We start from the raw sequence: 26,643 nt of genomic DNA, 5'->3' as shown, positions 1-26,643 counted from the left end.
CGGCGGGTTTGCCGCTGCGGTCGCGTCCGATATGGATGGATGTGGTGTCCTCGTCGACGTACATGCATACCCTGCCGAGGACCTCGACGACCTTGCGGAAGCCCTGGAAATCGATGATCGCGCCGGCATCTGGTGTGATGCCCGTGACCTTCTTGACGGTCACGGTGAGCAGCTCGAAGCCGCGTGACAACGCCTCGGGCCCGTTCAGGCCGCGACTGCCGTACGCGAACGCGGCGTTGATCTTGCTCTTGCCGCCGGCCCACGACATCTTGCCGTTGTCGTACGCCGGGATGCTCACATAGCTGTCGCGGGGCAGAGAGATCAGGTATCCCTGCCGAAGGTCGGCCGAGATGTGCAGAAGAATAATCGAATCGGAGCGGATCGGCGTACCGGATGCTTGATTCTTGCGAGCGTCGATGCCGACGAGCAGGATGTTCTTCGCGCCGGTCAGCGTGGCACGTTTCTTTCCTGGGAGTTTCGCCGAGCCGAGCAGGTCCTGCTGGGTGACCGAACTGGTGGCTGCGGCGAGCGTGGCTTGCACCGCGATCAGCGAGCCACCACTACCGACCAGCAGAGCAGAACCCAGAGCGACGCACCACCGAGCCCACCGCGGGCTTCGGCGTCGACGCATACCCCTTGACAAGTTCATCTCCTTACCTCGACGCCTTCGTTTCCTCACCTAGCCGAGACGCTTACCGCAGCACGCCTTGATCCCAGTCGGCGAACAACATCCTGCGGGAAGAACCTGACAAGGTCCTGAATGTCACTCACATCCCGGTTCTGCTCCCGAGTCGAACTCTTGCGGAGGCAGGTCGGATCTTGCTCGCTGACAGTGCAGGACCCATCGCGGTGTGCCGTCGGCGGATGGTTTCAGCGACCGTCTCCTTCGGGCCGTCCACGTTCGCACGGCGATCAACACCGCCTGCCGCCGATCGTGCACGTGGCCGGGATCACCGCCGTCGCTTCCGGTGACCCGTGCTTTCGCGGCTGCGCGGCTTCTCGCGCATGCCTCCGGTCGGCCTCCCCACCGTCGTGGCGGGGCGAGCGTGCAATATGGCGGTGCCACGCCTGGGAGAGGCCGGCACGGGCGTCGTGAACGGCTGTCAGCGGGCGCGGCGTGGCAGGAGGCGGCGCGGGCTGAAGCGGGCTGCCAGGTCGCGGGCGTGGCTGAAGGCGTCCATCCAGCGAGCCGAGACGTCACCTATGCCCATGCGCCAGCGCATCAGCACTGACGGTGGCAGCAGCACCGCTGTCAGCCGCGTACGCTTGGTCGCTGTCTGGGCCAGGCCCTTGCGTACCCGGCCCAGCGCTATTGTGAGTTCCCCTCCTTGTAACGGCTGGCGGGCGTAGCGGGCGCGTTCCTCGGCGCGGCCCAGCAGGTGCGCCGACTCGGCCGGCGCCTCTTGCAGATTCGCCTCGCGGATCAGGCGCTGGGCGGTGTGTCTCGGTGTTTCCGTCGGGTCCACCGGCACCCGGTAGTCGATCATCGTGTCGACCAGTTCGTCCCAGGCCGCGTGCGCATCCTCCCGGGCCTGGACCTGCTCGGTCATCACCACGACGTCCCGGCCCTGCGGTCGCGCGTCATCGGCCGAATCGACCGCGGCTGCCTTGGGCACCGTTGCCGCGTATCGGCGGCGGCGAACCAGCGCCCGGCGCAGCGCCGGGACGGCCAGCAGGGCGATCAGCGCCGCGATGCCTGCCACGAACAGGCCGGTCGACGAGGTGGTGCCCGGTGTTGCTGCCGCCTGGGAGCCGAGCGCACCGTTGTCGAGGTCGCGGTCGGGGCGGCTCGCGGTGCTGGGGCCGGTCGACGCCGCCGCGTCCGGCGCCGTCCCCGGCGATGCGGTCGCGTCCGGAGCCTCGGCTCGGTCGGTGTCCGGCGCCCAGTCGGAGCGGCTCGATCCCGCCACAGCCGCCGCCGGGGTCGCGTCGAACGGCACCCACCCGAAGCCGTCCAGGTACACCTCGGTCCAGGCATGGGCGTTGCGGTTCGTCAGCACGTAGGCGTCTCCGTCGCGGGTGCTGCCTCGGGTGAAGCCGAACGCCACCCGGGCCGGGATCCCGGCCTCGCGCACCATCCACGCCATCGCCGCCGCGTACTGCTGGCAGTAGCCCGCCTTGCCCTCCAGGAATGCCGCGATCGCCGATGCCCCGACCTGCGGATCCGCGGTGCGCAGGCTGTAGGTGAAGCCGTTGTCGCGCGAGAAGTATCGGTAGATCGCCGACACCCTGTCGTAGTCGGTACGCTCGTTCTCGACCAGGCCGCGCACCAGGGTTTTGATTTTGGGATCGTCCGGGACCGTCGTGAACTGGGCACGCAACGGCTCGGTACGTGCCAGCGGCTGCGCTGTGCGCAGCTGGGCCGGCGTGTACTTCGCCCGAAGGTAGTCGAACGAGTACTTCTTACCCTTGGTGGTTGTCCGGTTCGAGAAGACGACCTGCGTGTCCGGGTCGTACGACCAGGCGGCGTCGAGGCCGTTCACGCCGACGATGTTGGAATAGATCGGTGCCAGTTTCTGGCCGAAGTCCTCGGTGATCTCCACCTCGGCGCGGTACTGCCGGTAGTCGACGCCGTCGCTTTGGCTCGGGTTGTCGAGCCCACGCGACAACGGCCGGCCGGACGGCGCCCGGCTGCTGAAGCCTTGGTCGGTGAGCACGTCCGCGACGCCGAACCGAAGATAGAACGGGTCCGGCTCGTTCGTCTTGACCTTGACGTAGGCGGTCGTCGTCGTCTGGTTGAGTTGGCCGCTGAGCGCGGCGAACAGGTTGATTCGCCCGGTGCCGCCGCCGCTGCCGTTGCCGCCGCTGCCGGCCTGGGTCAGCTGATTCAGCCCGCCCGTGTTCAACCCCGGGATGATCAGGGGAAGCAGCACGGCGGCGGCGACGCCGATCACGGCGAGGCGCCGGCCGGCGGCGGCCAGCGGGGACGGCTCCCAGACGTCGACGCCGCGGCCGTCGCCGGTGAACCGGCGCCCGAAGCGGCGCACCCGGTCGACGTTGTCGGCGACCAACAGCCACAGAAAGCCGGTCGCACCCACGACGAACGGCAGAACCGGGACGCTGTCCACGGACACCGCGACGGGGACCGAGTAGATCGCCAGCATCGGCAGGCCCGCCAGCGCGGGGCGGCGTGCGACCACGGTGAGCAGGTCCACCGCGATGGCTACCGCGCCGATGCCGAGCACAGCGGCAAAGAGCAGGCCCTCGCGGTCCGGCACCGGTACGCCGTACGAGCGGGCGTCGTCGCCCGCCTGGGCGAAAAGCTCACCGAAGTGCGTGAAGGTGGACGGCCCCGGAACAAGCGACAGCAATTCCTTGCCGCTGGGGTACATCCAGGTCAGCACAAGCATCAGCGCCACGATCATGCCCAGGCTCTGCGCCCACGTCGGGAACCGAACGGTCCGGGTCAGCACCGCCGTGCCGGCCACCAGAGCGACCACGATCAAGGACTGGACCAGCCACGTGTAGGTGTCGAAGATCAGATCCAGGGGCGCCGCAGCGAGCAGTGCCGCCGCCGCGGCCACCAGTCCCAGTCGTCGCCGACCGATCATGGGAGCAACCTTCGTCATCACATACCCGCCACGGTCTCGGCCATCGCCGCGCGGTAGGCCAAGCCCTGCGACGGGGCGCTCCCTGACCGTTCAGCATGAACCTGTCCGTGCATGGACACGGCATGCTCATCGCGATCCGGGTCACAATCCGGCCGGGCTGCGCCGCGGGAGACAGATACCCGCTCTCCAACGCGATCGGGACTTGCACGACGACCTCGAACTGCGCCTACGGCGCGAACGTGGTGCCGTCGACCTGCCGAGCACTCCAGAGCCTTGCCGTGCAAGGTCTTACTGACACCCGGCACATTCCCGATCGCGGCACGGAAGTCGTCATTCGGCGGCGGACCGCCGACCTCGCCCCAGGCTGGCGTTGTCACGAGTCTCCTCCCAATGGGCATCCGGCGCTCGCCGCCCGACCCCCAGGCTAACCGCATCACGGTCACTCACCCAGTGGGTACGAGACCGGCAGGCGCGTCCATTACTGGCCAGGGGGTGCGCGGCCCGCCTCACACCATATTTCTCGCCGACGTCGAGCGCCCTGCAGCAAGCCGGGCAGCCACCGGGTGCCTGTCACTTCGCGTATGTGCCGTCGGCCGGGGGCAGGATTCGGCTGGACGCGGCGCCGGCGAGGTGCCTCGCGGGCCCAGCGGTCGGGCACGTCCACCGTCGCGATGACGTGCGCGGGCCGGGGCACACAATCGGTAAGCCGTTGAACCATTCGCAGGCGCTGTCCGAACTACCTGACGTGAGAAGAAGGATCACAGTGTTTCTGCGTGCCCTCGTGCTGACGGCCGTCGGGCTCGGGGTGACGGTGCTGCCGGCCGTTCCGGCCAGCGCGCACGCCGGGCTGGTCAGCTCGACGCCCGAGGCGGGCAGCGTGCTGGGCCAGTCGCCCGAGCAGATCACGTTGACCTTCAACGAGACGGTGTCCGCGGTGCCAGGCCGGATCCAGGTGGTCGCGCCGGACGGCAAACGGATCACCGAGTCGGTTGCTGTCCGCGGCAACGTGCTGACCATCAGGGTGCGGCGCGCCGACCAGGCGCTCGGTACCTATCTGGTCAGCTACCGGATGGTCTCTGGGGACAGCCATCCGATCGGCAACGCGCTGATCTTCTCGGTCGGTGCGCCGTCCGCGCGGCCGGCGGAGGCCGATCCGAGCAAGGTGCACCCCACGGTCACGGCTGCGGTGTCCACGTTCAAGTTCCTCGGGTACGCGGGACTGACGCTGATCGTGGGCCCGACGCTGTTCCTCGCCCTGTTGTGGCCCCGGCGGATGAGCCGACGCGGGCCGATCCGCCTCGTCCGGGCCGGACTGGCGCTCACCGTTGTCGCCACGATGGGCACGCTCTGGAGTCAGGCACCATACGGCAGCGGCGCACCCCTCTGGGATGTTTCCCTCCCTGAGCTCAGCGACGTGCTGGCCAGCCGGTTCGGGATCACGCTGACCGCCAGGCTCGCCGTTCTGGCCTTGATCGCCGGGCTGATCACGCCGGTGCTGCGCGGCACCTCCGGCTGGGTCCGAACGATCCCGCTGCTCGGCCTGGGCGCTGCCGGCCTGACCACCTGGCCGCTGACCGGGCACGCGGTGGTCTCACCACTGGCGGGGGCGCTGGTGGCGGCCGACGTGGTGCACATGGCCGCGATGGCCGTCTGGCTCGGCGGGCTGGTCACACTGTCCGCGTTCTTGCTACGGCGTGCGAACTCCCGGGTGCTGCGCGTGATTTTGCCGGTCTGGTCACGGTGGGCCACGCTGGCCGTGGTCTGGCTGGTCAGCGCGGGCGTCGTGCAGTCGGTGGTCCAGGTCGGCTCCGTGCCCGCACTGTGGCAGACCGGATACGGCCAACTACTCTTGGCGAAGGTGGCGGTGCTGGCCACGGTGCTGGCCACGGCCGCGTTCGCCCGCAAGCTGGTGCAGCGCCACCAGGTGTCGTCGCAAGGGCCGGCGCAGCTACGGCGTACGGTCGGCGTTGAGATCGCCGCCACTACGGCCATCCTGGCGATGAGCGCGGTGCTGGTGCAGGTCACGCCGGGACGCAGCGCCGAGACGAGGAAGACCCCACCGGTCGAGGACGGCGTTTCGCAAACCCTGACCTCGAAGCTTTACACCCTGCAGTTCAACATCTACCCGGTCGAACTGGGCGAGTGGAACACGGTGCATGGGCAGACGTACACGCCGGAGGGCAAACCGCTGCCCGCGAAGGAATGGACGGTGACCACCCGGCACGTCGGGCAGGACCTGGAACCCGTCACCGAACCGATAGCGCCGCTGCCGGCCCGCAACGACGCACTGGGATCGCTGACCTTCCCCCTACCCGGCACCTACGAGATCACCTTCACCATCCGGACCACCGAGCTCGACCAGGCCACGGTGAAGACCACAGTGACCGTCCCGGCCACTCCACAGAAGTGACCTACACGTCAACCGGGCACCAAAGGCTTTCCGAGTAACGGCCGTCGACGTTCAGATGCACCTCTTTCGATTCTGTGCGTCCAAGGTCAGTTGCTCAAGCAGCAGAAGTCCGGCAAGGCCGTCAACAAGAGCAACAAGAAGACAGGCGACCTGCTCATCTTCCGCTCCGGCTCCTCCGGCACCCACGTCGCATCCACGGCTACATGTGGGCCTCCCTCGCCGCGCCGGCGAACCGTCCAGGAGCAGAAGGTCTACAGCAAGAACTACGTCGTGCGTCGCCTCGTCTCCACCTGACCGTCACTGCCGACTCATGAAGTGGAGCGCGCCCTCTGCGGTCGTGCTCCACTGGCATCCCCCAGTGATCAGCGACGCGGGGCGGCGGAAGCGTTGTTGTCCCATGCGATGGAGTACACGTCAGTCAAGCGCAGACCCGACCGACGGACTTCGATGTCGTCGCGGACCTGGGGCAACGCCAACATCGTGTTCCTTCGATCCCCCGCACGGCACTACCTCGAGCCACCCCTTCACGACCTGCAAGCCGCGCGAGAACACCCCCAGGCCGTTACCGTAAGGCTGCATGGCGTATGGCTGCTGCCGTCAACGCAGTTGCGGACCCAGGTCGTTGCGCGCAACCCCACCGCTGCCCCCAAACCCGGAACGGGGTCCCGACCACACCGAGCAGGCAGCGGAGCGAAGGTACCCCCGGCCCCGAATCCCGCCGCCCCGTACCGAATCGAATCTTCCCGAAAAAGATCAACTAGGGCGGGCCACGGACTTGAAATTCGGCGATAGCGAGCCGCTGATCCGGCCGGAGCCGCCGGCCCACCTCGTATGGCGGGCCGGCGGCTCCGATCGCTTGGCGAAGCTTGGGCTCAGCCCTCGCCCGGGGTCTCCATCGGCGCCGCGTCGGAGGTGATGCCGACCCCGCTCAGGACCGGGCTGCTCCCACCGCGAGACCGGGTCAGCTCCACCCGGTACTGCGCGTAGCGCGAGCCCGCCGACACCCGGCCGCCCTGGCCCACCCTGGTCCAGTCGGTCCAGGTGGCGTCCGGAGCCGCGGTGCTGCCCGTACGGACGAACAGCCGCAGAGCGGCACCGGCGGGCACCTCGGCCTGGTAGGTCAGCCGGTCCCAGGTGACCATCTGCCCGGCGTCGAGCACCCGCGAGAGTTGGCTGCCGGTGCGGGCGCCGGAGGACAGCCGTACCCCGCCGTCGGTGACCGTGGTGCGTTGCGCCGTGCCGGTGCGCAGCTGCGGGCCGGTGAAATCTGCTACCCCGGACGCCGCGGAGACGAAGGTCGCCGGCGGCCGGCCCAGGGCCGGCCACACCGTCGTGTTGCCTGCCGCGTCGACGCTGCGGACCCGGTAGTGGTAGGTCTTCTGCGGCGCCAGCCGGGTCACCACGACGCTGTGCCGCCGGCCGCCTCGGTCGCCCTGCCACTCGTCGAGGGCCTCCGGGGTCGCGCCGATCAGCAGCGTCGCGGCGGCCGACTCGTCGGTGCGCCAGCCGACCGACACGGTGCCGTCCGGCCGCGGCAGCACGGAGACCGCCGACACGCCGGCCGCTCGACGGTCGGTGGCCGGGGTGACGAACTGCTGCACCTTCGAGACCGTGGTCCGGCCGCCAGGTGCGGTCACCCGGACCCGGTACCAGTAGGCGGTGCCGGAGGCGAGCCCGCCGAGCCGGACGGTGCGCTTGCCGGCCCGCGTGCCGTCGACCACCCGACCGGTCAGTTCGTCGGCCTGGGTGCCGAACTCGATCTCGGTGCGGCCGGCGAGGCTGCCCGTCACGGTGACGCTCGCCGTGCTGCTGTCGGCCACCAGGGTGGCGGCCTCGACCGTCGGCGCGGCCGCGGACACGCTGTACTCTGCCGCGTACTCCCCCGGCGCGGCCGTGAACATCGCGTACTCGACGCCCTTGATGGTGGTCCGGGTGAACGGCACCGCGGTGCCGGCGCGGGTCAGCGTCGACAGCGTGCGGCCGGCGGGGCCGAGCGTCGGCACCATGCCGGTCAGCCCGTTGGCACCGCTGCCCACGTTGACGGTGAACGACAGGGTGTCCGCCGACCACGAGATACCGGTGTACGACGAGGCGTTACGCCCGTCCAGCCAGGTAAGCATCTGCCGGGCGCTCACCACCGGCACACCGCGGCTCTGCGCCGAGGCCAGCACCTGGTCACTGTCGTACGTGGTGGCCTCGTCGGTATGCATGTTGACCGTGAAGGCGCCGTACCGGCCCTCCGGGCCCAACGCCGCGTCCAGCAACGCGTCCGGCGTGAACGGATAGCTCTGGCCGGACTCGTCGGTCATCTGGGTGGCCGCCTGATAGGCGTCGATGAGCCCGCCCGTCTCGCCGGAGAACCGCATCGGCATGCCGGAGCCGGTCATGAAGCCCGGCCGGTCGTCGATCCAGGTGCCGGGCCAGTAGTAGTAGTTGGTGTCGAGCCGGATCCCGTTGGCCGCCTCGGTGGACGCCTGGGTCGACCAGTCCGACCAGACCAGGCAGTGCGTGCGGTTCGTGCCGGGCGCCGCCACGTTTCCGTACTTCGCCCGGAAGGCGGCGAGCTGGTCCGTGTAGATGGTGGCCAGCGAGCCGCTGGTGAAGTCGCCGCAGTTGGTGCTGACGTGCAGGCCGACCTCGAAACCACGGGACTGGTAGGCCGACGCCTGAGTGTCGCTCAGCGGCGTGTTCGAGAACACGTACGAGGTGAAACGGGGGCACTGCCAGTCGTCAACCACGCAGCCGGCCGAGCTGTTGGCGGTGTACTGGTCGAACCGGCCCGCCGTTCCGCCGGTCGCGTGGTCGTCGCCGGTGGCCACGATGACCGCCTTGAGGCTGCGCGGGAAGTACCAGAACCGGGGCAGCGGCTTGCGGTCCAGGTTCATCGCGCCGATCAGGTTGGCCAGCAGGCGCTGCTGCTCGTCAGCCTGCGGGATGGCCACCTTGTCGAGGTCGACCCAGTCGCTGCTGGAACCGCCGAAGTACAGGTCGCCGGAGCGGATCGGCGAACTGCCGTCGCGCTCCTGCTTCTCCCAGGCCGGGTTGCCCTGGCGGGTGTACACCAGCGACTGGGCCAGGTCGAAGCTGAACGCCGCGGCCTGCCCGCCGGAGGCGCCGACCTCAGCCAGCGACACCGCCGGGTTGGCGGTGGCCACCGAGGCGCTGGAATACAGCGTGGCGACCGCGCGGGCGCCGGCCAGGGTGTACCGGTCCGCCGTGCCGTGGTACTGGATCGTCTGGTCGGTGATACCGGCGCCGGGCGAAGCCGACACGTCGACCTTCAGGTAACCCTCGGCCAGCGTGCCGGCGGTGGAGGTCAGTCCGAGCAGGCCCGCGAGTTGCTTGTCGGGCCGGAACGCGACGAGGTTGCCGCCACCGTTGACCCAGGTGGTCAGCATGCCGACCTCTGCCGCGGTGAGCGGGGTCGGCCCGAGCAGCACGACGTCGTACTGGCCGAGCACCGACGCGGTCACCGACGGCAGATCCGCGGTGGCGAACTCGTTGATGCCCTCGGTCCGCAGCACCTCCGCGAGGAACGAGGTGAACCCGCTCGCCCCGGTCACGGCCGACTTGACCACCAGCACCGGCCCGCCCGGGCCCTGGTCCGGCGGCGGCGGCGGTGGCGGCGCGGCGGTGGTGAACGACCACGTCGCCGGCGCCATCACGTTACCGGCGGCGTCCCGGGCACCGCTGACCGCGACCGTGTAGCCGGTGGAGGTGGCCAGCGCAGCAGCAGGAGTGAACGTGACGGTGCTGCTGCCGGCGTCGTACCCGGTGGTGCCGGCGACCACGCCGGACGGGCCGGTCAGGGTCATCACGACGCTGGACGCGGTGACCGGCTCGCTGAAGGTCACGCTGACGGCGCCCGTGGCCGGCACGCCGACCGCCCCGGGCCCCGGGGCCCGGGCGGCGATCGTCGGCGCGGTGGCGTCCGTGGCGGTGGTGTCGAAGACGACGTCGACCCAGTAGTTGCTCGCCTGGTACGAGTTGGTGGGGAACGCGCTGGCACCGTACCGGTAGACGCCGTTGGCGCCGTTCGCGCCGTTGGCCAGGGCGGTCAGCGGGCCGCGGGAGACGGCCGAGGCGAGGCCGTTGCCGGTGAGTGAGTAGAAGCCGGCGTCGGTGTGGTACGACGCCACGTAGGTGGTGTTCGCCGCCACGGCGACCGGGCTGGGCAGCGTCGCGGCCTGCCAGCCGGAGCCGCTCTCGCCGGTGAACGTCACGGTCGCCAGCCGGGTGCCGGTGTTCGTCCAGAGCGACCCGGTGTGCGTACCGGTGTTGCTCGCCCCCTTATAGAACCGCAGGCCGCTGATGTATCCCGCCGTGCTGGTGCGGAAGCGCACCCCGACCTCGACCGCGGAGTCGTCGTTGACCGAGGCGGTGGCCGGCGCGGCGGTGGCCGGCCAGATCGTGCACGGGCAGCCGGATCCGCCGGCCGCCGCGGTGGTGAACGACCAGGGGAACGGGTTCATCGTGTTGCCGGCGGTATCTCGCGCGCCGCTGACAGTGGCGGTGTACGCCGTCGACGCGGCCAGCGCGCTCGCCGGACTGAAGGTCACCGTGCGGGTGGCAGCGTCGTACGCGGTCGCTCCGGCCACCGCGCCGGCGCTCGCCGTCACGGCGACGGCCGCGGTGCCGGCCTGCACCGCCTCGCTGAGCGTGGCGCTGACCGCCGTCGTGGCGAGCACGCCGGTCGCGCCCGCGGCCGGGCTGGTGCCGGTGACAGTCGGCGCCGTGGTGTCGGCCGCGGAGGTGGTGTACACCACGTCGACCCAGTAGTTGGACGCCTGCCACGAGTTGGTGGGGAAGCCGCCGCCCGTGCCGTACCGGTAGACGCCGTTGGCCCCGTCGGCGCCGTCGCGCAGCGCGTGCAGGGGTTCGTTGTCGACCCCGGCGTCGGCGAAGGCACCCTCGTCGTAGCCGTACCTGCCGTTGGGTGCGTAGTACGAGGCGACGTACGTGGTGTCGGCGCTGATCGGGATGGGACTGGCGAACGTGGCCGTCTGCCAGCCGGTGGCGGACTCCCCGGTGAACGTCACGGTGCCGAGGTTGGTCCCGTCAGCGCTCCACAGGTGCCCGATGTGCGTGCCGGAGTTGCCGCTGCCTTTGTAGAAGCGCACCCCGGTCACGAAGCCGTCGGAGTCCGCCCGGAACTTGACCCCGACCTCGACCGCCGCGGTGTCGGAGGCCGCCGGGGTGCCCGGAACCGCCGTCGCGGGCCAGATCGAGCACGGGCAGGTGGCCGCCGACGCCGGCGAGGCCGGTGCGAGCAGGGTGGCCACCAGGGCCAGGCACAGCATGACGGGCAGCAGGACCCGACGCGACCGGTTGGTCGATCCGTACACGGATGCACTCCTCAGAGGGCGTTTACAAACGATTGGAGCCGTTTCGTGAAAGCATTATTCGCGTGCCTTGCCGGTATATATCCCCGCCGGGGCCAGGGCAAAGACGGCGCGGGCTGCGACGGTTGGGCTGGTAGATCGCTTGGAGGTGGATGATTCCTCCACTGGTTCGGCGCTCTCCGCCGACAGGGCACCTGAGCAGCAAGCCTGCGCCGCCTCAGAAACATGAAACCTACCAGAGCGTCCCGAACCTCCCTCAGTTGCTGGGGGTGAACATGACGTCGACCCAGTAGTTGGTCGACTCCCAGGTGTTGCTCGGGAAACCGCCGCCGGTCCCGTACCGGTAGACGCCGTTGGGCCCGTCGACGCCGTCTCGCAGGGCGTGCAGTGGCCCGTTGTCGACGCCGGCGGCGAAGTAGCCGCTGTCGCCGGCATAACGGCCGACGGGTGCGTAGTACGACACGACGTATGTGGTGTCGGCGGCCACCGGTACCGGGGTGGCGAAGGTGGCGGTCTGCCAGCCGGTGGCTGTCTCGCCGCTGAAGGTGACCGTGCCGAGCAGCGTGCCGGTCGAGCTCCACAGGTGCCCGACGTGCGTGCCGGTGTTGCCGCTGCCCTTGTAGAACCGCACCGCGGTGACCTGACCGGCGGCGTCGGCACGGAACTTCATACCCACCTCCACGGCCGCGGTGTCCGACTCGGCCGGGGTGCCCGGTACCACCGAGGTGGCCCAGACCGAGCAGGGACAACCGGTCGGCGGCGTGCTGCCGGCCGCGGTCGTGAACGACCAGGACGCGGCGGCCATGACGTTGCCGGCGAGGTCCGCCGCGCCGCTAGCCGTGACGGTGTACGTCGTGCTCGCCGCCAGCACGGCGGTGGGAGTGAGCGTGGCCTTCCTGGTGGCGGCGTCGTACGCGACGCTGGCCGGCACCGTCGCGCCGCCGGCGTTCTTGAGCACCAGGGCGACCGTGCTGCTCTGCACCGCTTCGCTGAACGTGGCGGTGGCCGTGGTCGCGGCCGCCACCCCGGTGGCGCCGGCCGCCGGGGTCCGCGCGGTCACCGTCGGCGCGGTGCTGTCCGGGGTGCCGCCGCCCGGCGCGAAGACCACGTCCACCCAGTAGTTGGCCGATTCCCAGGCCAGCGTCGGGTAACCGGTGCCGAACCGGTAGACGCCGTTCACGCCGTCGATCCCGTCGCGCAGGGCGTGCAGCGGCTCGCTGTCGACGCCCTGGGTGGCGAAATAGCCCGGGTCGGCCGCATACCGGCCGTTCGGGGCGTAGTACGACACCACGTACGTGGTCCCGGCGGTCAGCGCCACGGGGCTGGACAGATTCGCCTGCTGCCAGCCGGTGGCCGACTCGCCGGAGAAGGTGACCGCGGCCAGTTGGGTGCCGGCGGCCGTCCACAGGTGCCCGACGTGCGTGCCGGTGTTGGCGCTGCCCTTGTAGAACCGGATCGCGGTGACCTGGCCCGCGACGTCGGCCCGGAACTTCGTGCCGACCTCGGTGCCGGTGCCGTCGGGATCGGCCGGGATCGCCGGGGTGGCGCCCGCGTCCCAGATGGTGCACGGGCAACTGCGGGCGCCGACGGTGACCGCCACTGTCGCGTCCGCGCCGACATTGGCGCTGTCGTCGGTGGCCCGGACGCGCACGGTGGTGGCGCCGGAACCGCCCGGGGTCCAGACGTAGGTCCAGGCGGCGCGCCCGGTGGCCGGGTGCCAGGTGGCCCCGTTGTCGGTGCTCACCTCGACCCCGCCCACCACGCCGCCGCCGCTGTCCGCGGCGGTGCCGGCGATGGTCACCGGCGCACCGGCCGACACGGACGCACCGGCCGCCGGGGCGGTGACGGTGGCGGCCGGGCCGACGGTGTCGGTGGAGGCGGTGGCGGCGGTCAGCCCGGACTGCAGGGTGGCCGGCTGCGCACCCATGTCGGCGAACAGGTTGACGGTAGCCTGCCGCATCGGCGCGCTGGCCGCGCCCGAACCCCGGTCGTGGTCGCTGTCGAGGCCCCACGACCACTGCACGGTGCCGGCGCCGAACACCAGGGCGCCGCTCGCCGCGCGGTACAGCGTCAGGCGGTGGGTGGCGCTGCCGGAGGCGTACGTCGAGCCGTAGTCCTGCAGCACATCGACGCCGGTCGCGGTCGTGGTGGACAGGCCGATCAGGCCGCGGGGCCGGGCGCCGTTGTCGGCGTCCTCGTCCCACTCGTAGCCGACGATGCCGGCGCCCAGGGTCGCCGTGGCGCCGGCGGCCTGGGTGGCCACCGTGGTGCCGCGCCAGAACCGCATCTTGCCGTCGGCGGCCGGCACCTGCAGGTTCACCGTGCCCGAGTTGACCTTGAAAATGGTGCCGGTCAGCCCGTTCTCCGGGCGCCCGCCGTCGGCCGGCGGGCTGAACCGCGGGTCCCGCCAGGTGCCCGTCCAGGCGCTCGTCGGGTCGGTCTTGGCGTTGGCCAGGGTCTCCTTGTAGCAGACCAGGGTGCGGTACGCCGTGCCCGAGCCGTCGATCGCGTTCTCCCAGCGGGTCTTCCAGAACACCTCGTTGCCGCTGAAGAAGGCGAGGCTGACCCCGGCGTCACGGGCGGCCTCCACGTTGGCCCGCTGGCCGCCGGACCAGTACTCGTCGTGACCGACCGACAGGAACGACTTGTGGTTGCGCAGCAGCGCGCCCCGGGCGTCGGTGTCGACCCCGGAGGAGTAGCTGACGTCGTAGCCGTTGGCCTCGAGGAAACGGACCATCGGATACTCGGCGTTGAAGACCGCGTCCTCGGCGCCCGTGCCGCGGGTGGTGAGCGGGCGGTTGTAGCTCACCTTGTATGCGCGCCCGGCCGGCGAACCGGTGTAGAGGCTGTTGCCGCCGTAGGAGTTGTACGCCTGCCAGGTCGTGTCGGAGGTCTGGAAGAGCAGGTCCGAATGGCTGGCGTCGTCGCGCACCACGAACACGACGTGGCTGGCCCCGGCGGTGCCGTCGGTCCGGACGAGCCGGGCGAAGTAGATGCCGGAGACCGCGGCGGCGGGCACGGCCCACGACGCCGAGACCGCCCAGTTGCCGCAGTCGACCAGGCCGGTGCCGGAATTCGACAGGCAGGCGGGCTGGGTCTGCCGGCCGACCGGGTTGACGGTGGCCACCAAACGCGCGCCGTTGCCGCCGTACCAGCCCATCCGGTAGACGTCGAGGCGGTACGAGGTCGCGGTGGATTTGATCTTGAAGTTGACCGTCTCGCCGACGTTGACGCTCATCTGCGTGGCGAAGCCCTGCAGCGCCGCGCTCCCGGCACCGGAGACATCCCACGTGCTGCGCGGAGTCCCGGGTTTGGTGTTCTCACAGGCGACCGGGTTCAGCAGCGGCGCGCACGCGTCGGCCGCGGCGGCCGGTCCGGCGGACGGCACCGTCAGGACAGCGGCGACGAGGGTCAGCGCCAGCAGCGACCGCGACCGGAATGCCTTGAGATTACGCACTGGAATCCCTCCCCGCCGCCCGCACCCGCGTGACGACACGTCGGTTGAATCGAGGTCGGATCACGATCATGCGGGCAGGCTATGGGACGGAACTGTCCGCGAACCGACACCGGCGCCGGCCGGCGTGGCGAGCGAAGGCTATTCGATCCCGTCGGGGGACGCGGCGCCGCCCGACCCGGGCTCTCCGCATCACCGATCAGTGGGCCGCCCCGTCCATTCGGCCACTTGGCGGACCTGCCACCAGATTGGATGGTGGATCGGGGGACGGCGACCGACACAATGCGCAAAAGGGACCGACGGCCGTTACTGTAATTTGATCCGATGCTGCCTGCGGGCATGACATCGGGCACGCCCGGCGACGCCACAGGAACGCCGACACTGCGGTGCCGCCGCAACCGGGCAGGGCAGCGGCCGCAAGCGAGGTGACAAATCCGGCGCTGCCGGGACTCATGGCCGATGCTCCCAGGACGGCGTGCACGATCGTGCCGGAAGCTGCTCCCACCACAGTGCTCAACAGGTAGCTGCCGACCTTGATCCCAGTGGTGCGGAATCCGTCGCTGACCAGGCAGAACTGGGCGATCGGCAGGATGCGCAGCAGCGCGACACCGAAGGCGCCGTGCGTGGTCAGACAGGCGTCCAGTGCAGACAGGCGTGACCGAGTGGCCACGAAGTCGCGGCCGAGCACCCGGCCGGCGACGAAGGCGATCAGCGCTGCCAGCGCCGTGCCGGTCAGCACGTACATGCGTAGGCAGCATGCCTTGAACTGTGCCGCTTTCCTTGTGCGTGTCCGGGCCGTAGGATCCGTGCCACTCCGACGACCGGAGTGAATGTCTTCGATGACACGGCGCTCGACAACGCGACCGGACCGCAACGCGATGCCTGGGAGGGCCACGGGTGAGTTCCGCCGGCGACCAGAAACCGAACGTCGACGACGCCGTGACGATGGTATTGGCCACGCAGTCACCGGCGGGCGAAACGCGGCAGGCCGAGCCACCCTCGTCCCTGCCGCGGGCCGAAGCCGACCCTTCACCGACGGCGGTGGACGCGACCGCGGGGACCGGCAGACGGCGGCGCCGGCTGCTGATCGTCTGCACTGTGGTGACGGCGCTGATCGTGGCGACCGGCGGTGCGACGGTGCTGGTTCTACGCGGCGACGTTCCGCGAGGCACTACCGTGCTCGGCCTCGAGCTGGGCGGCAAGTCCCGCGGTGAGGCGGCGGCGGCGCTGCGTACCCACCTCGCCGGACGTGCGACACAACTGACGGATCCGGTCACCGTGCAGGTGGCGGGCAGCGTCGGCACGGTCCGGCCGGCCGACGTCGGCCTACACATCGACGTGGACGCCTCCGTAGCCGCGGCCGCGCGTGGCCGCCCCCAGTTGTTCGGCAGCCGCGAGGTACAACCGGTCAGTATCGTCGACCCGCAACGCCTGGACGCCGCGCTGCGTAAGTCCCTGGGCTCGGCCGGCGAACAGATGCGTATGCCGGCGATCGTCTTCGACGGCACCACACCACGGCCGGTCTACCCGCAGGCGGGCCGGGGCCTCGACGCCCGACGATCGGCCGACAGCCTGCGCGAGGGCTGGCTGAGCCAAGCGCCAGTCGCCATCCCTCTGGTGGAAGTGGCGCCCGCGACGACCCGCGAGGAAGTCGACCAGCTGATGAGTGCCCTGGCCCGGCCGGCCGTCTCCGCACCGGTCACCGTCACCTCCGAACGCGGCAACCTGACCATCAGCCCGACCGTCATCGCACAAAGCCTGACACTGGCCGCCGACTCCACCGGCAAGATCACCCCGCGCATCGACGACGAGGCCCTGCGAAAGGGTCTGACCGGACAGCTGTCGCGGCTGGAGACGGCACCGCGCGACGCGAGGTTCACCTTCACCGGTGGACGGCCGCGCATCACCGATGGTGCCGACGGCAGCGCCCTGGACCTGGCAGCCCTCGCTCCGCAACTACTGAGCGTGTTGGCCAAGGCCACGGACCGCACCGTCGCAGCAGCCGCCCGCACTGTCGGCCCGAAGGCCACCACCGCGAAGCTCGAAGGGCTCGGCGTCCGCGAGCGAGTGTCGACATTCACCACTAAATTCCCCGGCGGCTTGAGCTCCCCGCGCAGCCAGAACATCGTGCAAATCGCCAAGGAGGTCGACGGAGCGCTCGTCATGCCGGGCAAGGTGTTCTCCCTCAACAAGCACACCGGCGAACGCAGCTACGCCCAGGGCTACAAGGACGCACCGGTGATCCTCAACGGCAAACTGACCCCCGGCGTCGGCGGCGGGGCGTCGCAGTTCACCACCACCCTTTTCAACGCCACCTACTACGCCGGGCTACAAGACGTCGAGCACAAGCCGCACTCATACTGGTTCAGCCGCTATCCGCCGGTCATCGAGTCCACGATCTTCTACCCGGACCTGGACTTCAAGTTCAAGAACAACACCCCGCACGGGGTGTACCTGGATACCTCCTACACCAGCAGCACGATCACCGTGTCGGTGTGGAGCACCAAGGTGTACGAGAAAGTCACTACCGAGTGGGGTCCACGGCGCAACACCACCACGCCGCGCCGGATCGAGCTGAAAGCCGGACCGAGCTGCATAGCCACCGACGGCATCAACGGCTTCACCCAAGACGCCTACCGGCTGTTCCACTCCGGCGGCAAGGTCGTCAAGCGCGAGAAGTTCACCTGGACCTACGGTGCAGAACCGCAATACGTGTGCACGGACAGCCCGTAGCAGCCATACCTGGATCACATCGGCCGGGACCCCGGTGCCCCCGAGCGGCGCCGTAGCCCTTGCGGGAAAGCCACGGCGTTTGTACAACGACAGCACCCGCGCCAGGGACCAGCCACACCATCGCGGCGACACTCGTGGCCGTACCCAATCTGCCTCGGCCGTCCGTACCGGCCAGCGGGAAGGCCAGCTCCGATCACCGTGACCTCGAACGCGTCCTCACCGGCACCGAGTTGGAGCACTACCGTGACCACCGGCGCACACGGGCGGCCCGGCACGTTGTCCTCGCCACGGGCGACCGATGGTGCTACGTCATGTTCCGGCGTGACCGCCCCAAGAACCTGCCGCTGTTCGCGTCGCTGATCCACGTCAGCGATCCGGTTCTGTTCCGCCGGCTCTTCCGGCCGTTCTGCGCCCACCTGCTACTCAAGCACGGCATTCCGGTCACGCTGGTCGAGCTGAGAGTCGCCGGCCACCGACCGCGGGTATCCGCACCGGTCCACTCTCCGCGCCGCAAGATGTTCCGCAGCGACAAGCTGCAGCCCGACCAGATCGACTACCTCTACAGCGAGCTGGCTTGCCGACCGCCGCGTGAACCAGCGACATGCCCCGAGAGCCTGTCTCAGGAAGTCGTGATCTCTCTCCGGACGGACTGAGCGAGGACGGCGACCCGAAGGCCACCGAGGGGAATAGTGGCTCAGCCTCGGCAGGCACCTGCGTAGCGCCTGGTAGCCGTACTGGCAATGCCGAGGTCCGTAGGGATGCGCAGGGTGGCGCCCGTCGCGCTCGGTTCGCCGGCAAGCAGCCCGTCTGCCGTCCGGGGCCGGGACCTGGGTCTTGCCGGCAACAATGGGGATCGGCTCGCTGAAGGTGACAGTGATCGTCTCCGGCGAGAAGCCGATCACGAAGCTTGTTGCGGGTTTGCCGCGACCACGGCCGCGTGCGGGAGACGCCGGCGACAACACGGCGACAAGCTTGCCCAGGACGGCGGCGGCCGGCACGCTGGATCGTCGACGTGAGGGCGCCGCGCCAGGCCGCCCCCAGCTCTCCTAAGCTTCATAGGTGATAGTTCGTAGGGGTCGTCGAGAAGGTTCAGTTTTGGTGCTGCGAGTTCGACCGCGGCGTCTGCGTCAGGTCACGGTAGTGATCGCCACGATCGTCACCGTGTTCTTGGTCGCGTCCGGGCTGACCCTGTCCGGCACTACGGCGTCCGGCGGTCAGCTCCTCGCCAGCGACGGATGGGCGCTGGTCGGAGTGGGTTTACTCCTCGGCGCCGTGGCGCTGACGCCGCTGCGGATCCGCGCGGACGCCGATGCCCATGGGATCAGGGTCCGCAACCTCGTCAGCGACTTCGACCTGCCGTGGTCGGCGGTGCGTTCCGTGCGCTACCAGCACGGGACGCCATGGGCGTCGTTGCTGCTGCATACCGATGAGGTCGTCACCGTGCTCGCGGTGCAGATCAGCGACGGTAACCGGGCGGTCGAGGCCATCCGCGGGCTGCGTAGCCTGCACGCCGCCGCGACCCAGCCTGCGGATCCCTCATGACCCGGCGGTGCTCACGATGGCCGGTCTTACGCCGACTGGCGCGAGAAGTTCGGCATCGACCACGCCACCCTGCAGGTAGAACCCGCCGACGCCGGCGGGAGGACCGTGAGCCGACTTCAGCGTAGGTCTCGATGCGCTCAAGTCCGCGTCGGGGGTTGCGGGGTTCGCCCGGGAACGGATTAGCCAAGGCCCGCGCCGGCTCGCCGGCGCGGGCCCCAAGCCGCGACCACGACCGCGTTTCTCGCCGGGCATGGGATCGGGCGGTGATGTGCCTCGGGCAGGGTTCTGGGCGACAATGAACGGGTACGGGCTGTGCTCACTTCCTGGAAGGACCGTCGAGTGGCCGGTGGACTGGTAGCCCTGCTGGATGACGTCGCGGTTCTGGCTCGAGCCGCCGCCGCGTCCATCGACGACGTGGGGGTAGCCGCCGCGAAGGCCGGTGCCAAGGCTGCGGGCGTCGTCATCGACGACACCGCCGTCACGCCGCAGTATGTGCGCGGTTTGGCCGCCGAGCGCGAGATCCCGATCGTCAAGCGGATCGCCGTCGGGTCGCTGCGCAACAAGTTCCTCATCATCCTTCCGGCCATCCTGTTGCTCAGCCAGTTCGTGCCCTGGCTGCTCACCCCGATCCTCATGCTCGGTGGCGCCTACCTGTGCTATGAGGGCACCGAAAAGGTCTGGGCCAGGATCGCCCACCACGACGCTCCCGGCGCAGGCGATAAGCAGGCGCCGGACGAGAAGACCCTGATCTCCGGGGCGGTGCGCACGGATTTGATCCTCTCGGCCGAGATCATGGTCATCACCCTGAACGAGGTGATCGACGAGCCGTTCTGGTCGCGTCTGGCGATCCTGGCGCTTGTCGCCGTCATCATGACCGTCCTCGTGTACGGCGTGGTCGGCCTCATCGTGAAGATGGACGACGCCGGCCTGCGCCTGTCCCAGCACTCCGGCGCCGTCGCCGCCCTCGGCCGCGGCCTCGTGAAGGGGATGCCGCGAGTGCTCACCGTGCTCACGGTGGTCGGCACCGCCGCGATGCTGTGGGTCGGTGGGCACATTCTGCTGGTCGGCTCAGACGAGCTCGGTCTACGTTTCCTGTACGACGCTGTGCACCACGTGGAGCAAGCCGCCCACGACGCTACGGGTCCTCTCGGCGGGCTCGTCGGCTGGCTCGTCAACACGGTGGCCAGCGCCATCCTCGGCCTCATCGTGGGCGCGCTGGTCGTGATGGTCATCACATTGACACTGCACCGTAAGTCGAAGAAAGCGGCAAGGGCAGACACGGCCTCGGGCTGACTGAGGACGCTCCTCCGGGCAGGACACGCGCGGAGTACACAATCGTCGTCGACGCACGGAGCTGGGCCGCGCCCGACTCAGAAGGTGGGCCCCGACCATGCCGGAGCGGTCCGGCGCGGCCGGCTTGGTGCGGGCGACAGCGGCAGCAGTCGTACCCGGCGGCGGGCGGCGATGTCCTCGACCCAGCCCAGCGCGGCGACCAGCACGGCGAGCAGCACCAGCGCGACGCCGAAGTAGCCGCCCCATCATGAGCGTGTCGCCGACGCGCCACACCTGTACGGAGTCGCCGACCGGGAAGGGCAGGACGATGGCGATCTTGTGCCACAGGTAGATCGTCACGGCGCGCGTTGAGCAGGTTCACTGCCTCGGTGAGGAACCGACGGTGCTCGAGCCAGCCAACGGTGGCCGGAACGTAGCAGGAGCAGCACGAACCCGATGGAGTAGACGCCGTAGGCCAGCGGCAGGGTGGGCAGATCGACACTGTCCTCGCCCGGGTGGGTGACGGTCCAGACGACACCCATTGTGGTGCACACCGCGGAGACGGCCACGATCAGCGGGGCTGGTATCCGTTGCAGGTCACCGTGGCGGTACGCGAAACCCAGAATCCAGCAGGCGGCGAAGGTCAGCAGGTCGGTGACAACCGAACCGAACCTGTCGCTGAAGGACCAGGGCAGAACCTTCAGGACGGCGAGCGCGGCCAACGGCAGCGCGACGGTCACCACCCGAGCTCGTCGGTACAACCACACCGCGGCCGGGGACAGCACCACCAACCACGGGTACGTCAGATACCACAACAGTCCGACAGTGGGCTCCGCCCACTCCGGGCCCGGTGGCGGGGCGACCGGGAGGACCCACAGCATCAGCCGCACCCACCCGGGACGCTGCGGCCAACCGACCAGCAGCGCCACCGGCATGAGGATCGCCCCCAGCACCCACAAGGCAGGCAACAACCGGCGCAGCCGTCCGAAGACCGCCTCCTCGGCCGACCGGTCCACGGAACCGGCCATGGGCGAGCCGCCCAGGGCGAACATCACTCCCATCGCCGGGAACATCATGGACAGCCAGGCGACCGGGAACATGTGGAACACCACCACTCGAACAAACGCGACACCACGTAGGACGTCGAAATAGCGTTCACGTCGCGGCGGATCGGTCGATCCCGCCGGGGTCGAGCCGGACACCGCACCAGTCGGCGCTGGCCCTGCCGTAAATTGTTCGTCGTCGTATTTCAAGGCGGCATTCTAGGAACATCGAGGCCAGGCACGTCGAGCCTTGTCATTCGCATGAGTGAAGATAGTCGAGGTCGAGCAACCCCAAGTACTCGCCCTCACCTTCACCTCGTCTTCTATTGAGGAGATTGAGGCGTCGCCGTGTCTCGCGGGACGAGTACCATGAGACGGCCAGTAGACGGCGAGGGGCTGATGGGCACAGAAGGCGATCGGCGAGCTGGCGCGGTGCGTGCCGCCCAGTCCCTGTCGGCGTGCTCATCGCTGGCCGTCGGAGTGTTCGGTTGGCTGATCGCGCACCTGCTGACCCTCTTGCTGCTGACGCACAGCCACGGCGGGACGCTCAGCCTTGCCGTCCGGGGCCTGCATGACTACACCACGGCGGCCACCGTGCTCGCCGGCGGCATCGCGGCGATATCGCTGCTGGTCATGCCGGTAAGCGCCTCAATGCCAAGTTCTTCCGACCCTGGGCCACCCCGTCGCGGTCGGACTGTCCGCCGCTTCGTCGCGATGTCGACGTTGGCCTTCGTGGCCGCGCAGCTGGGCGAGCATACCCTGCTCGACGGGGTCCGCATGCCCCCCGCGATCCTGCTGGCCGGGGTTCTGCTGCACGCCCTCTTCGGCACCGTCGGTGCGCTCACCTGGCACCACTACTACGACCTGTTACACCGGCTGTGGTCTCCGACCCGGTCCACCACGGCGACGATCCCCACACCGCTACAACACACGAGCGTGTCGGTTTGGGGACCGCGTCGCCCCCTTTTTGATTCATGCGTCACGGGCCGTGCTCCACCGGCGGCCGTCACCGCTTGACACCTCGGTCGCCGTACCATTTCGCCCGCTGGCCGCCCACTCGCACACGCTGGTCTCGCCCTCATCACCACGCATTCCGCACCCGACAATTCGTCGCGCCCGAATTCCGTTTGCCAGGCCTTCTCACGCGATCACGGACGGGACGTCGCCGATTGGTGAACGGATCGGCGACGACCGCCATATCACCAAGTCGAGCGTTCGTTGCAAGCGTTGCATTTGGTATCGCGAGTGATACACGATTTGCTCGTGCCCGAGCGGACCATGCGACCCGCACGCTGCCGTCCATGTCTGCCCGTGCTCATTGGGACCATACGGCATCGACGTGTCATCAGCGCGATCACCGGAGGGCATCACGTGGTCCGACCACGACGGCCGCCCGGTGGTGAGCAGCCACGGAGCGGGCACACCTCCCCGAACCGATCCATCCAGATGCATGCGAGGTAATGGTGCAGTCGCCCGACGTCAATGAGCTTCTCACTGAACTCCAGCGTGAATTCGGCACCGCCGCGGACATCGCCACCGCCCTGCCTGTGGACACGCCGGTGACAGTGCGCGTGCCGCTGCTGGCCGAGCGCATCCGCATCGCCGCCGCCAGCACCGACCGCCTGCTGGCTGTATGGACCCACAGCCCGGCCGACCCCCAGCGGGTAGAGGGCTGCGCCAACCGGGTACGACGCATCGCCGCAGCCGTCATCACCCTGCATGACACCCTGGTCGTCGCGGCTCGGGAACCGGCGTGCCAGCAAGCCGCGCAACGGGTCCAACGGGCGGCGGCACAGCTCGACGAAGAGGTAGACGCGCTCTACGTCGAGACGACCACGCCACCGCCACCTCGCGGACGTCTCACTTGACGGGCACGGCGGTCGTCACGGCGCGGCAGGACCTGCACCAGCGACCCTCGCAGGGCGGGCTGCTGTATACGGCCGGCGAATGAACGCCGCGCGACGCTGGCCCGTTCGTGGGCCGTTGCCTGCTACCCGTTCACCGCGTCGATCCCACGGATTGCCGAAATGGTCGCCCGGCCACCCGTCCGGACAGACAGGGCATTGCTTGGGTTGAGCTCCACCAGAGAGCAATCAGGAACATCTCAGGTAGCACCGGTAGAAACGAAGCACTCGACGCACCTCTGGAGGAAGATCGTGTCCGGACGCTCCGACCGCCCCGTCAAGACGGCCAAACGCCCTGCCGGCTCTGCCGGCCGGCCGGGGTCCAAAGCCGTTGCGGCGATGAGCCGACGCCCGCGGATCAGCGGCAACCTCATGCTGACTCTCGGAGTAATCGTGGTCACCCTCGGCATCCTGGCCACGGCGGTCATCTACGCGTCCAACCGCGGATCCGGCAGTGCGGCCGACAAGGCGGCGATGGTGGTCCGGCCCGACAGCCACCGGCTGAACACCGCAGCCGACGGCAAGGTCACCCTGGTCGAGTTCCTCGACTTCGAGTGCGAGGCCTGCGGTGCCGCCTTCCCCGGCGTGGAGAAGCTCCGCAAGGAGTACGACGGGCGCATCACCTACGTGATCCGGTACTTCCCGATCCAGTCGCACTCCAACGCCAACAACGCGGCCCTGGCCGTACAGGCAGCCGCCAACCAAGGCAAGCTGGAGCAGATGTACGTCAAGATGTACGAGACGCAGAAGCAGTGGGCTGAACAGCAGGCATCCAAGGCCTCCGTCTTCGAGGGCTTCGCCTCCGAGCTGGGATTGGACATGGCCACGTTCAAGGCCGACGTCGCGTCATCGGAGACCCAGAAGCGGGTGGATAGTGACCAGCAGGACGGCGTAGCACTCGGCGTCCAGGGCACCCCCACGTTCTTTCTCAACGGCAAGAAGCTCGAAGGGCAGCCCACCTACGAGGGCTTGAAGGCGGCGGTCGACACGGCGCTGGCGGGCTGACAGATGCCCACGAGCATGCCCGCACAAATGTCCGACCAGTCCGCCGCGGACGCGGAACCCGTGCCGCAGGCCCGGCGATCGACCGGGACCGGCCTGCTGCTGCTGATCGCCGGCCTGATCGGCGGCGCCGCCGCGTTCACACTCGCGGTGGAGAAGGTCCTCCTTCTCAAGAACCCGACGTACAGCCCCAGTTGCAGCATCAACCCGATCCTGTCCTGCGGCTCTGTCATGGTCACCAAACAGGCCGAGGTGTTCGGGTTCCCCAACCCCTTCATCGGCGTGCTGACCTTCCCGGTCGTGGTCACCATCGGGGTGCTCGCCCTGGCCAAGGTGCCACTGCCTCGCTGGGTGTGGCTCGGCCTCAACACCGGCGCGGCGCTGGGTGTCGCCTTCATCCACTGGCTGATCGCGCAGAGCCTGTACAGCATCGGCGCTCTGTGCCCGTACTGCATGGTCGTCTGGGTCGTCACCGTCACCATCTTCTGGTACGTGACCGTGCACAACCTGCGCCACGACCTGCTACCGGTACCAGCAGCCCTTCACAAACCCGCAGCACTGCTCGTCGAGTATCACTCGGTAGTGCCGGTGCTGTGGGGATGCGTGATCATCGGCCTTATCGGCCAGAACTTCTGGGACTACTGGCGCACCCTGTTCGGCTGAGCGCGATGGTAACGGCTCGACGCCGGTCACCAACGCGGGCGTGCAGAACCGGCACCTCGGCCCGGAGAACGGTCACCAACCTCACTTGGCTCTACACCCGAGGACGCACAGCTCGAAAGGCGGGCGACGAACTACCCGTGCCGGGCCACGCCGGGAGGAAACACTGCCTGCCCTGCGGCAAGGCTGCAGGGCAGGCAGGAACCGCTATCGCGGCAAACGGGGCTCTGCAGCCGGCCGCGATGGGAGCCAGATCGCCGTCGAAGACATGATGACCATGGGCGTGCCTGGCCGTGGTCGCGGTAGCTACGGCAGCCGATCGCCGTTGATGGTCTGTGCCACACGTGCCACATAGGCCGTCAGAAGCTACCAACATCGCACCGCAGGTCCGTCCGGCTATTTGTTTGCCATATCGTCTTTGTATGACCTCCGCTGGCCACTTGCCGGACAGCTCAGGAAGCGCCGGTCGACTTCACCGACTGAAGGCTGAAGGCCGTACCAGCCCGCTCGTCAGCGTCGGTCGGTATCCGGCCGAGCGGCTCGCGGTAGACGCCACCGACGCCATCCGGGACGGTGCGCCGTGTCCCGCGTGAGTCGCCACCGCTCGGCGGACGCAGTGGCATGGCTGCAGAGCAGCCCATCGCTAGAGGAACTCGTCGAGGCCTACCCGGACCAGTGGCGACTGGTGCAACGCGAGACCGGCGCCATCATCGAGCGAAACGACGCCGACGAGGTCAAGGCCTACATCACCCGCGTTTCGCAGCCGGAGGCACCCCTGCCGGGCCGGGCGCGGCCCCTTCGCGAGCGGCTTGCGGCGGAGATCCGCAGGCAGATGACCATTCATCTGCTCAAACAGGCAATCCTCAGCGCCTCCACCGGTGTTTCCGAAGGCCGAGTCCGGTTCAACCTTCTGAATGGTTTCGTCGCCCAACGTCTACTTTTTCGTCGGGATCTCGAACGCAAGCCGGTGTCGCTCTGGCGTTTCCGGCTGACCTGGCCGCTGCTATGGCAACGGCGCCTGCTGATGCCGTTGGTGCAGCCGAAGGGGATTTGGTGTTTCTACTCCAAGCCCTTGATCACCCGGCTGGCAGGCCTCATCGGTGACAGGTCGTGCCTAGAGATCGCGGCCGGCGATGGCACACTGTCACGTTTCCTGGCCGACAGGGGCGTGCGGATCACCGCCACCGACGACTACAGCTGGAGCGACAGCATCGACTTCCCAGACACCGTGCTGCAGCAGGACGCCCGTACCGCCCTACGTATCCATCAACCGCAGGTCGTCGTGTGCTCCTGGCCGCCTGCGGGAAACCCGTTCGAACACCACGTGTTCACCGCACCCAGTGTCCAACGCTACATCGTCATCGGGTCACGACACCACGCGAGTACCGGCAACTGGACGGCCTACCGAAGCCAGACCGGGTTCGACCTCGTCGTCGACGAAGAACTCAGCCGGCTCGTGCTTCCACCCGAGGTCGAGCACGCCGTCTACGTGTTCACACGTGCCAAAGCATCATCCTGAATGCGCGATCAACACACGGGGCGATCAGTCCCGACGTCTATTCGCCGTTGCCGGCCATCGGTCTCGGAGGAAGGTCAGCTCGGGTCAACGGCCCTGCCGTCGTGCTCGGCGATTCGCTCACATCGGCGACCAGGTCGTCGCGGGCATAGGCGACCGGGACCGGATCGTGGCGGGCAGCCGCAGACCTCCGCGGCGTCGGTGCAGGACAGGC

The 26,643-nt window shown here is 69.1% G+C and carries 18 protein-coding genes; 11 read left to right on the top strand and 7 right to left on the bottom strand.

All coding sequences use genetic code 11. From position 1 onward, the window contains the following. The coding region (locus DMB66_RS32615; RefSeq protein WP_233625011.1) for an LCP family protein at positions 1-541 on the bottom strand (541 nt) is incomplete at its 3' end. 562 nt (positions 542-1,103) lie between these two features. After that, a complete protein-coding gene (locus DMB66_RS32610) occupies positions 1,104-3,551 on the bottom strand; it encodes a transglutaminaseTgpA domain-containing protein (RefSeq protein ID WP_125807962.1) in 2,448 nt (815 codons plus the stop codon). A 763-nt stretch (positions 3,552-4,314) separates the two neighbouring features. Here DMB66_RS32610 and DMB66_RS32605 point away from each other — a divergent pair. Both DMB66_RS32605 and DMB66_RS32600 read left to right on the top strand, forming a co-directional pair. Next, the gene (locus DMB66_RS32605; RefSeq protein ID WP_233625010.1) at positions 4,315-5,961 is read left to right on the top strand and encodes a copper resistance CopC/CopD family protein; all 1,647 of its coding nucleotides are present in this window, start codon (positions 4,315-4,317) and stop codon (positions 5,959-5,961) included. Positions 5,962-6,051: 90 nt separating this feature from the next. Continuing rightward, complete coding sequence (locus tag DMB66_RS32600; RefSeq protein ID WP_125807961.1) at positions 6,052-6,255, top strand: hypothetical protein; 204 nt, start codon at positions 6,052-6,054, stop codon at positions 6,253-6,255. Between the two features lie 578 nt (positions 6,256-6,833). On the opposite strand, the gene DMB66_RS32595 is transcribed toward DMB66_RS32600, so the two are convergent. The 3 genes from DMB66_RS32595 to DMB66_RS32585 all read right to left on the bottom strand — a co-directional run bounded on the left by DMB66_RS32595 (position 6,834) and on the right by DMB66_RS32585 (position 15,502). Further along, positions 6,834-11,306: a DUF4082 domain-containing protein gene (locus DMB66_RS32595; RefSeq protein WP_125807960.1), complete on the bottom strand. Its 4,473-nt coding sequence runs from the start codon at positions 11,304-11,306 to the stop codon at positions 6,834-6,836. Positions 11,307-11,559: 253 nt separating this feature from the next. After that, positions 11,560-14,760: a N,N-dimethylformamidase beta subunit family domain-containing protein gene (locus DMB66_RS32590; protein ID WP_199752749.1), complete on the bottom strand. Its 3,201-nt coding sequence runs from the start codon at positions 14,758-14,760 to the stop codon at positions 11,560-11,562. A gap of 196 nt (positions 14,761-14,956) precedes the next feature. Further along, positions 14,957-15,502, bottom strand: coding sequence for a TVP38/TMEM64 family protein (locus DMB66_RS32585; RefSeq protein ID WP_125807959.1), 546 nt, complete (start codon positions 15,500-15,502; stop codon positions 14,957-14,959). Between the two features lie 200 nt (positions 15,503-15,702). On the opposite strand from DMB66_RS32585, the gene DMB66_RS32580 reads away from it, so the two are divergent. The 4 genes from DMB66_RS32580 (at position 15,703) to DMB66_RS32565 (ending at position 20,325) form a co-directional block, all read left to right on the top strand. Further along, entirely contained in the window at positions 15,703-17,490 is a 1,788-nt protein-coding gene (locus tag DMB66_RS32580; RefSeq protein ID WP_125807964.1) for a VanW family protein, read from the top strand. Between the two features lie 311 nt (positions 17,491-17,801). Continuing rightward, entirely contained in the window at positions 17,802-18,143 is a 342-nt protein-coding gene (locus DMB66_RS32575) for a hypothetical protein (protein WP_125807958.1), read from the top strand. 487 nt (positions 18,144-18,630) lie between these two features. After that, positions 18,631-19,032: a PH domain-containing protein gene (locus DMB66_RS32570; RefSeq protein ID WP_233625009.1), complete on the top strand. Its 402-nt coding sequence runs from the start codon at positions 18,631-18,633 to the stop codon at positions 19,030-19,032. Positions 19,033-19,344: 312 nt separating this feature from the next. Then, positions 19,345-20,325 (top strand): DUF808 domain-containing protein, encoded by a 981-nt coding sequence (locus tag DMB66_RS32565; protein ID WP_370319632.1) that lies wholly within the window; start codon positions 19,345-19,347, stop codon positions 20,323-20,325. A gap of 77 nt (positions 20,326-20,402) precedes the next feature. On the opposite strand, the gene DMB66_RS61560 is transcribed toward DMB66_RS32565, so the two are convergent. Beyond that, a complete protein-coding gene (locus tag DMB66_RS61560) occupies positions 20,403-20,543 on the bottom strand; it encodes a hypothetical protein (RefSeq protein WP_158647451.1) in 141 nt (46 codons plus the stop codon). Between the two features lie 117 nt (positions 20,544-20,660). Next, complete coding sequence (locus DMB66_RS32560) at positions 20,661-21,506, bottom strand: acyltransferase family protein (RefSeq protein WP_255441069.1); 846 nt, start codon at positions 21,504-21,506, stop codon at positions 20,661-20,663. A 273-nt stretch (positions 21,507-21,779) separates the two neighbouring features. Between DMB66_RS32560 and DMB66_RS32555 the strand changes: the two genes are divergently transcribed. From DMB66_RS32555 to DMB66_RS32535, 5 genes are all read left to right on the top strand, one after another. Next, on the top strand, positions 21,780-22,364 hold the full coding sequence (locus DMB66_RS32555; RefSeq protein ID WP_125807954.1) for a hypothetical protein: 585 nt from the start codon (positions 21,780-21,782) through the stop codon (positions 22,362-22,364). A gap of 443 nt (positions 22,365-22,807) precedes the next feature. Beyond that, a complete protein-coding gene (locus DMB66_RS32550) occupies positions 22,808-23,215 on the top strand; it encodes a hypothetical protein (RefSeq protein WP_125807953.1) in 408 nt (135 codons plus the stop codon). Positions 23,216-23,608: 393 nt separating this feature from the next. After that, positions 23,609-24,256: a thioredoxin domain-containing protein gene (locus tag DMB66_RS32545; RefSeq protein ID WP_125807963.1), complete on the top strand. Its 648-nt coding sequence runs from the start codon at positions 23,609-23,611 to the stop codon at positions 24,254-24,256. A gap of 27 nt (positions 24,257-24,283) precedes the next feature. Then, positions 24,284-24,916: a vitamin K epoxide reductase family protein gene (locus DMB66_RS32540; protein ID WP_199752748.1), complete on the top strand. Its 633-nt coding sequence runs from the start codon at positions 24,284-24,286 to the stop codon at positions 24,914-24,916. Positions 24,917-25,529: 613 nt separating this feature from the next. Further along, positions 25,530-26,432: an SAM-dependent methyltransferase gene (locus tag DMB66_RS32535; RefSeq protein ID WP_125807951.1), complete on the top strand. Its 903-nt coding sequence runs from the start codon at positions 25,530-25,532 to the stop codon at positions 26,430-26,432. Positions 26,433-26,643: the final 211 nt, after the last annotated feature.

Source organism: Actinoplanes sp. ATCC 53533 (assembly GCF_003947245.1).
Note: the sequence above shows the minus strand (reverse complement) of the source record. Positions and strands in the feature narration are given on the sequence as shown.

Excerpts from the sequence above, each read along its gene's own strand:
- DMB66_RS32585 (WP_125807959.1), bottom strand. The coding sequence starts at position 15,502 with ATGTACGTGCTGACCGGCACGGCGCTGGCAGCGCTGATCGCCTTCGTC.
- DMB66_RS32610 (WP_125807962.1), bottom strand. The coding sequence starts at position 3,551 with ATGATCGGTCGGCGACGACTGGGACTGGTGGCCGCGGCGGCGGCACTG.
- DMB66_RS32575 (WP_125807958.1), top strand. The coding sequence starts at position 17,802 with ATGTTCCGGCGTGACCGCCCCAAGAACCTGCCGCTGTTCGCGTCGCTG.
- DMB66_RS32550 (WP_125807953.1), top strand. The coding sequence starts at position 22,808 with ATGGTGCAGTCGCCCGACGTCAATGAGCTTCTCACTGAACTCCAGCGT.
- DMB66_RS32580 (WP_125807964.1), top strand. The coding sequence starts at position 15,703 with ATGGTATTGGCCACGCAGTCACCGGCGGGCGAAACGCGGCAGGCCGAG.
- DMB66_RS32540 (WP_199752748.1), top strand. The coding sequence starts at position 24,284 with ATGTCCGACCAGTCCGCCGCGGACGCGGAACCCGTGCCGCAGGCCCGG.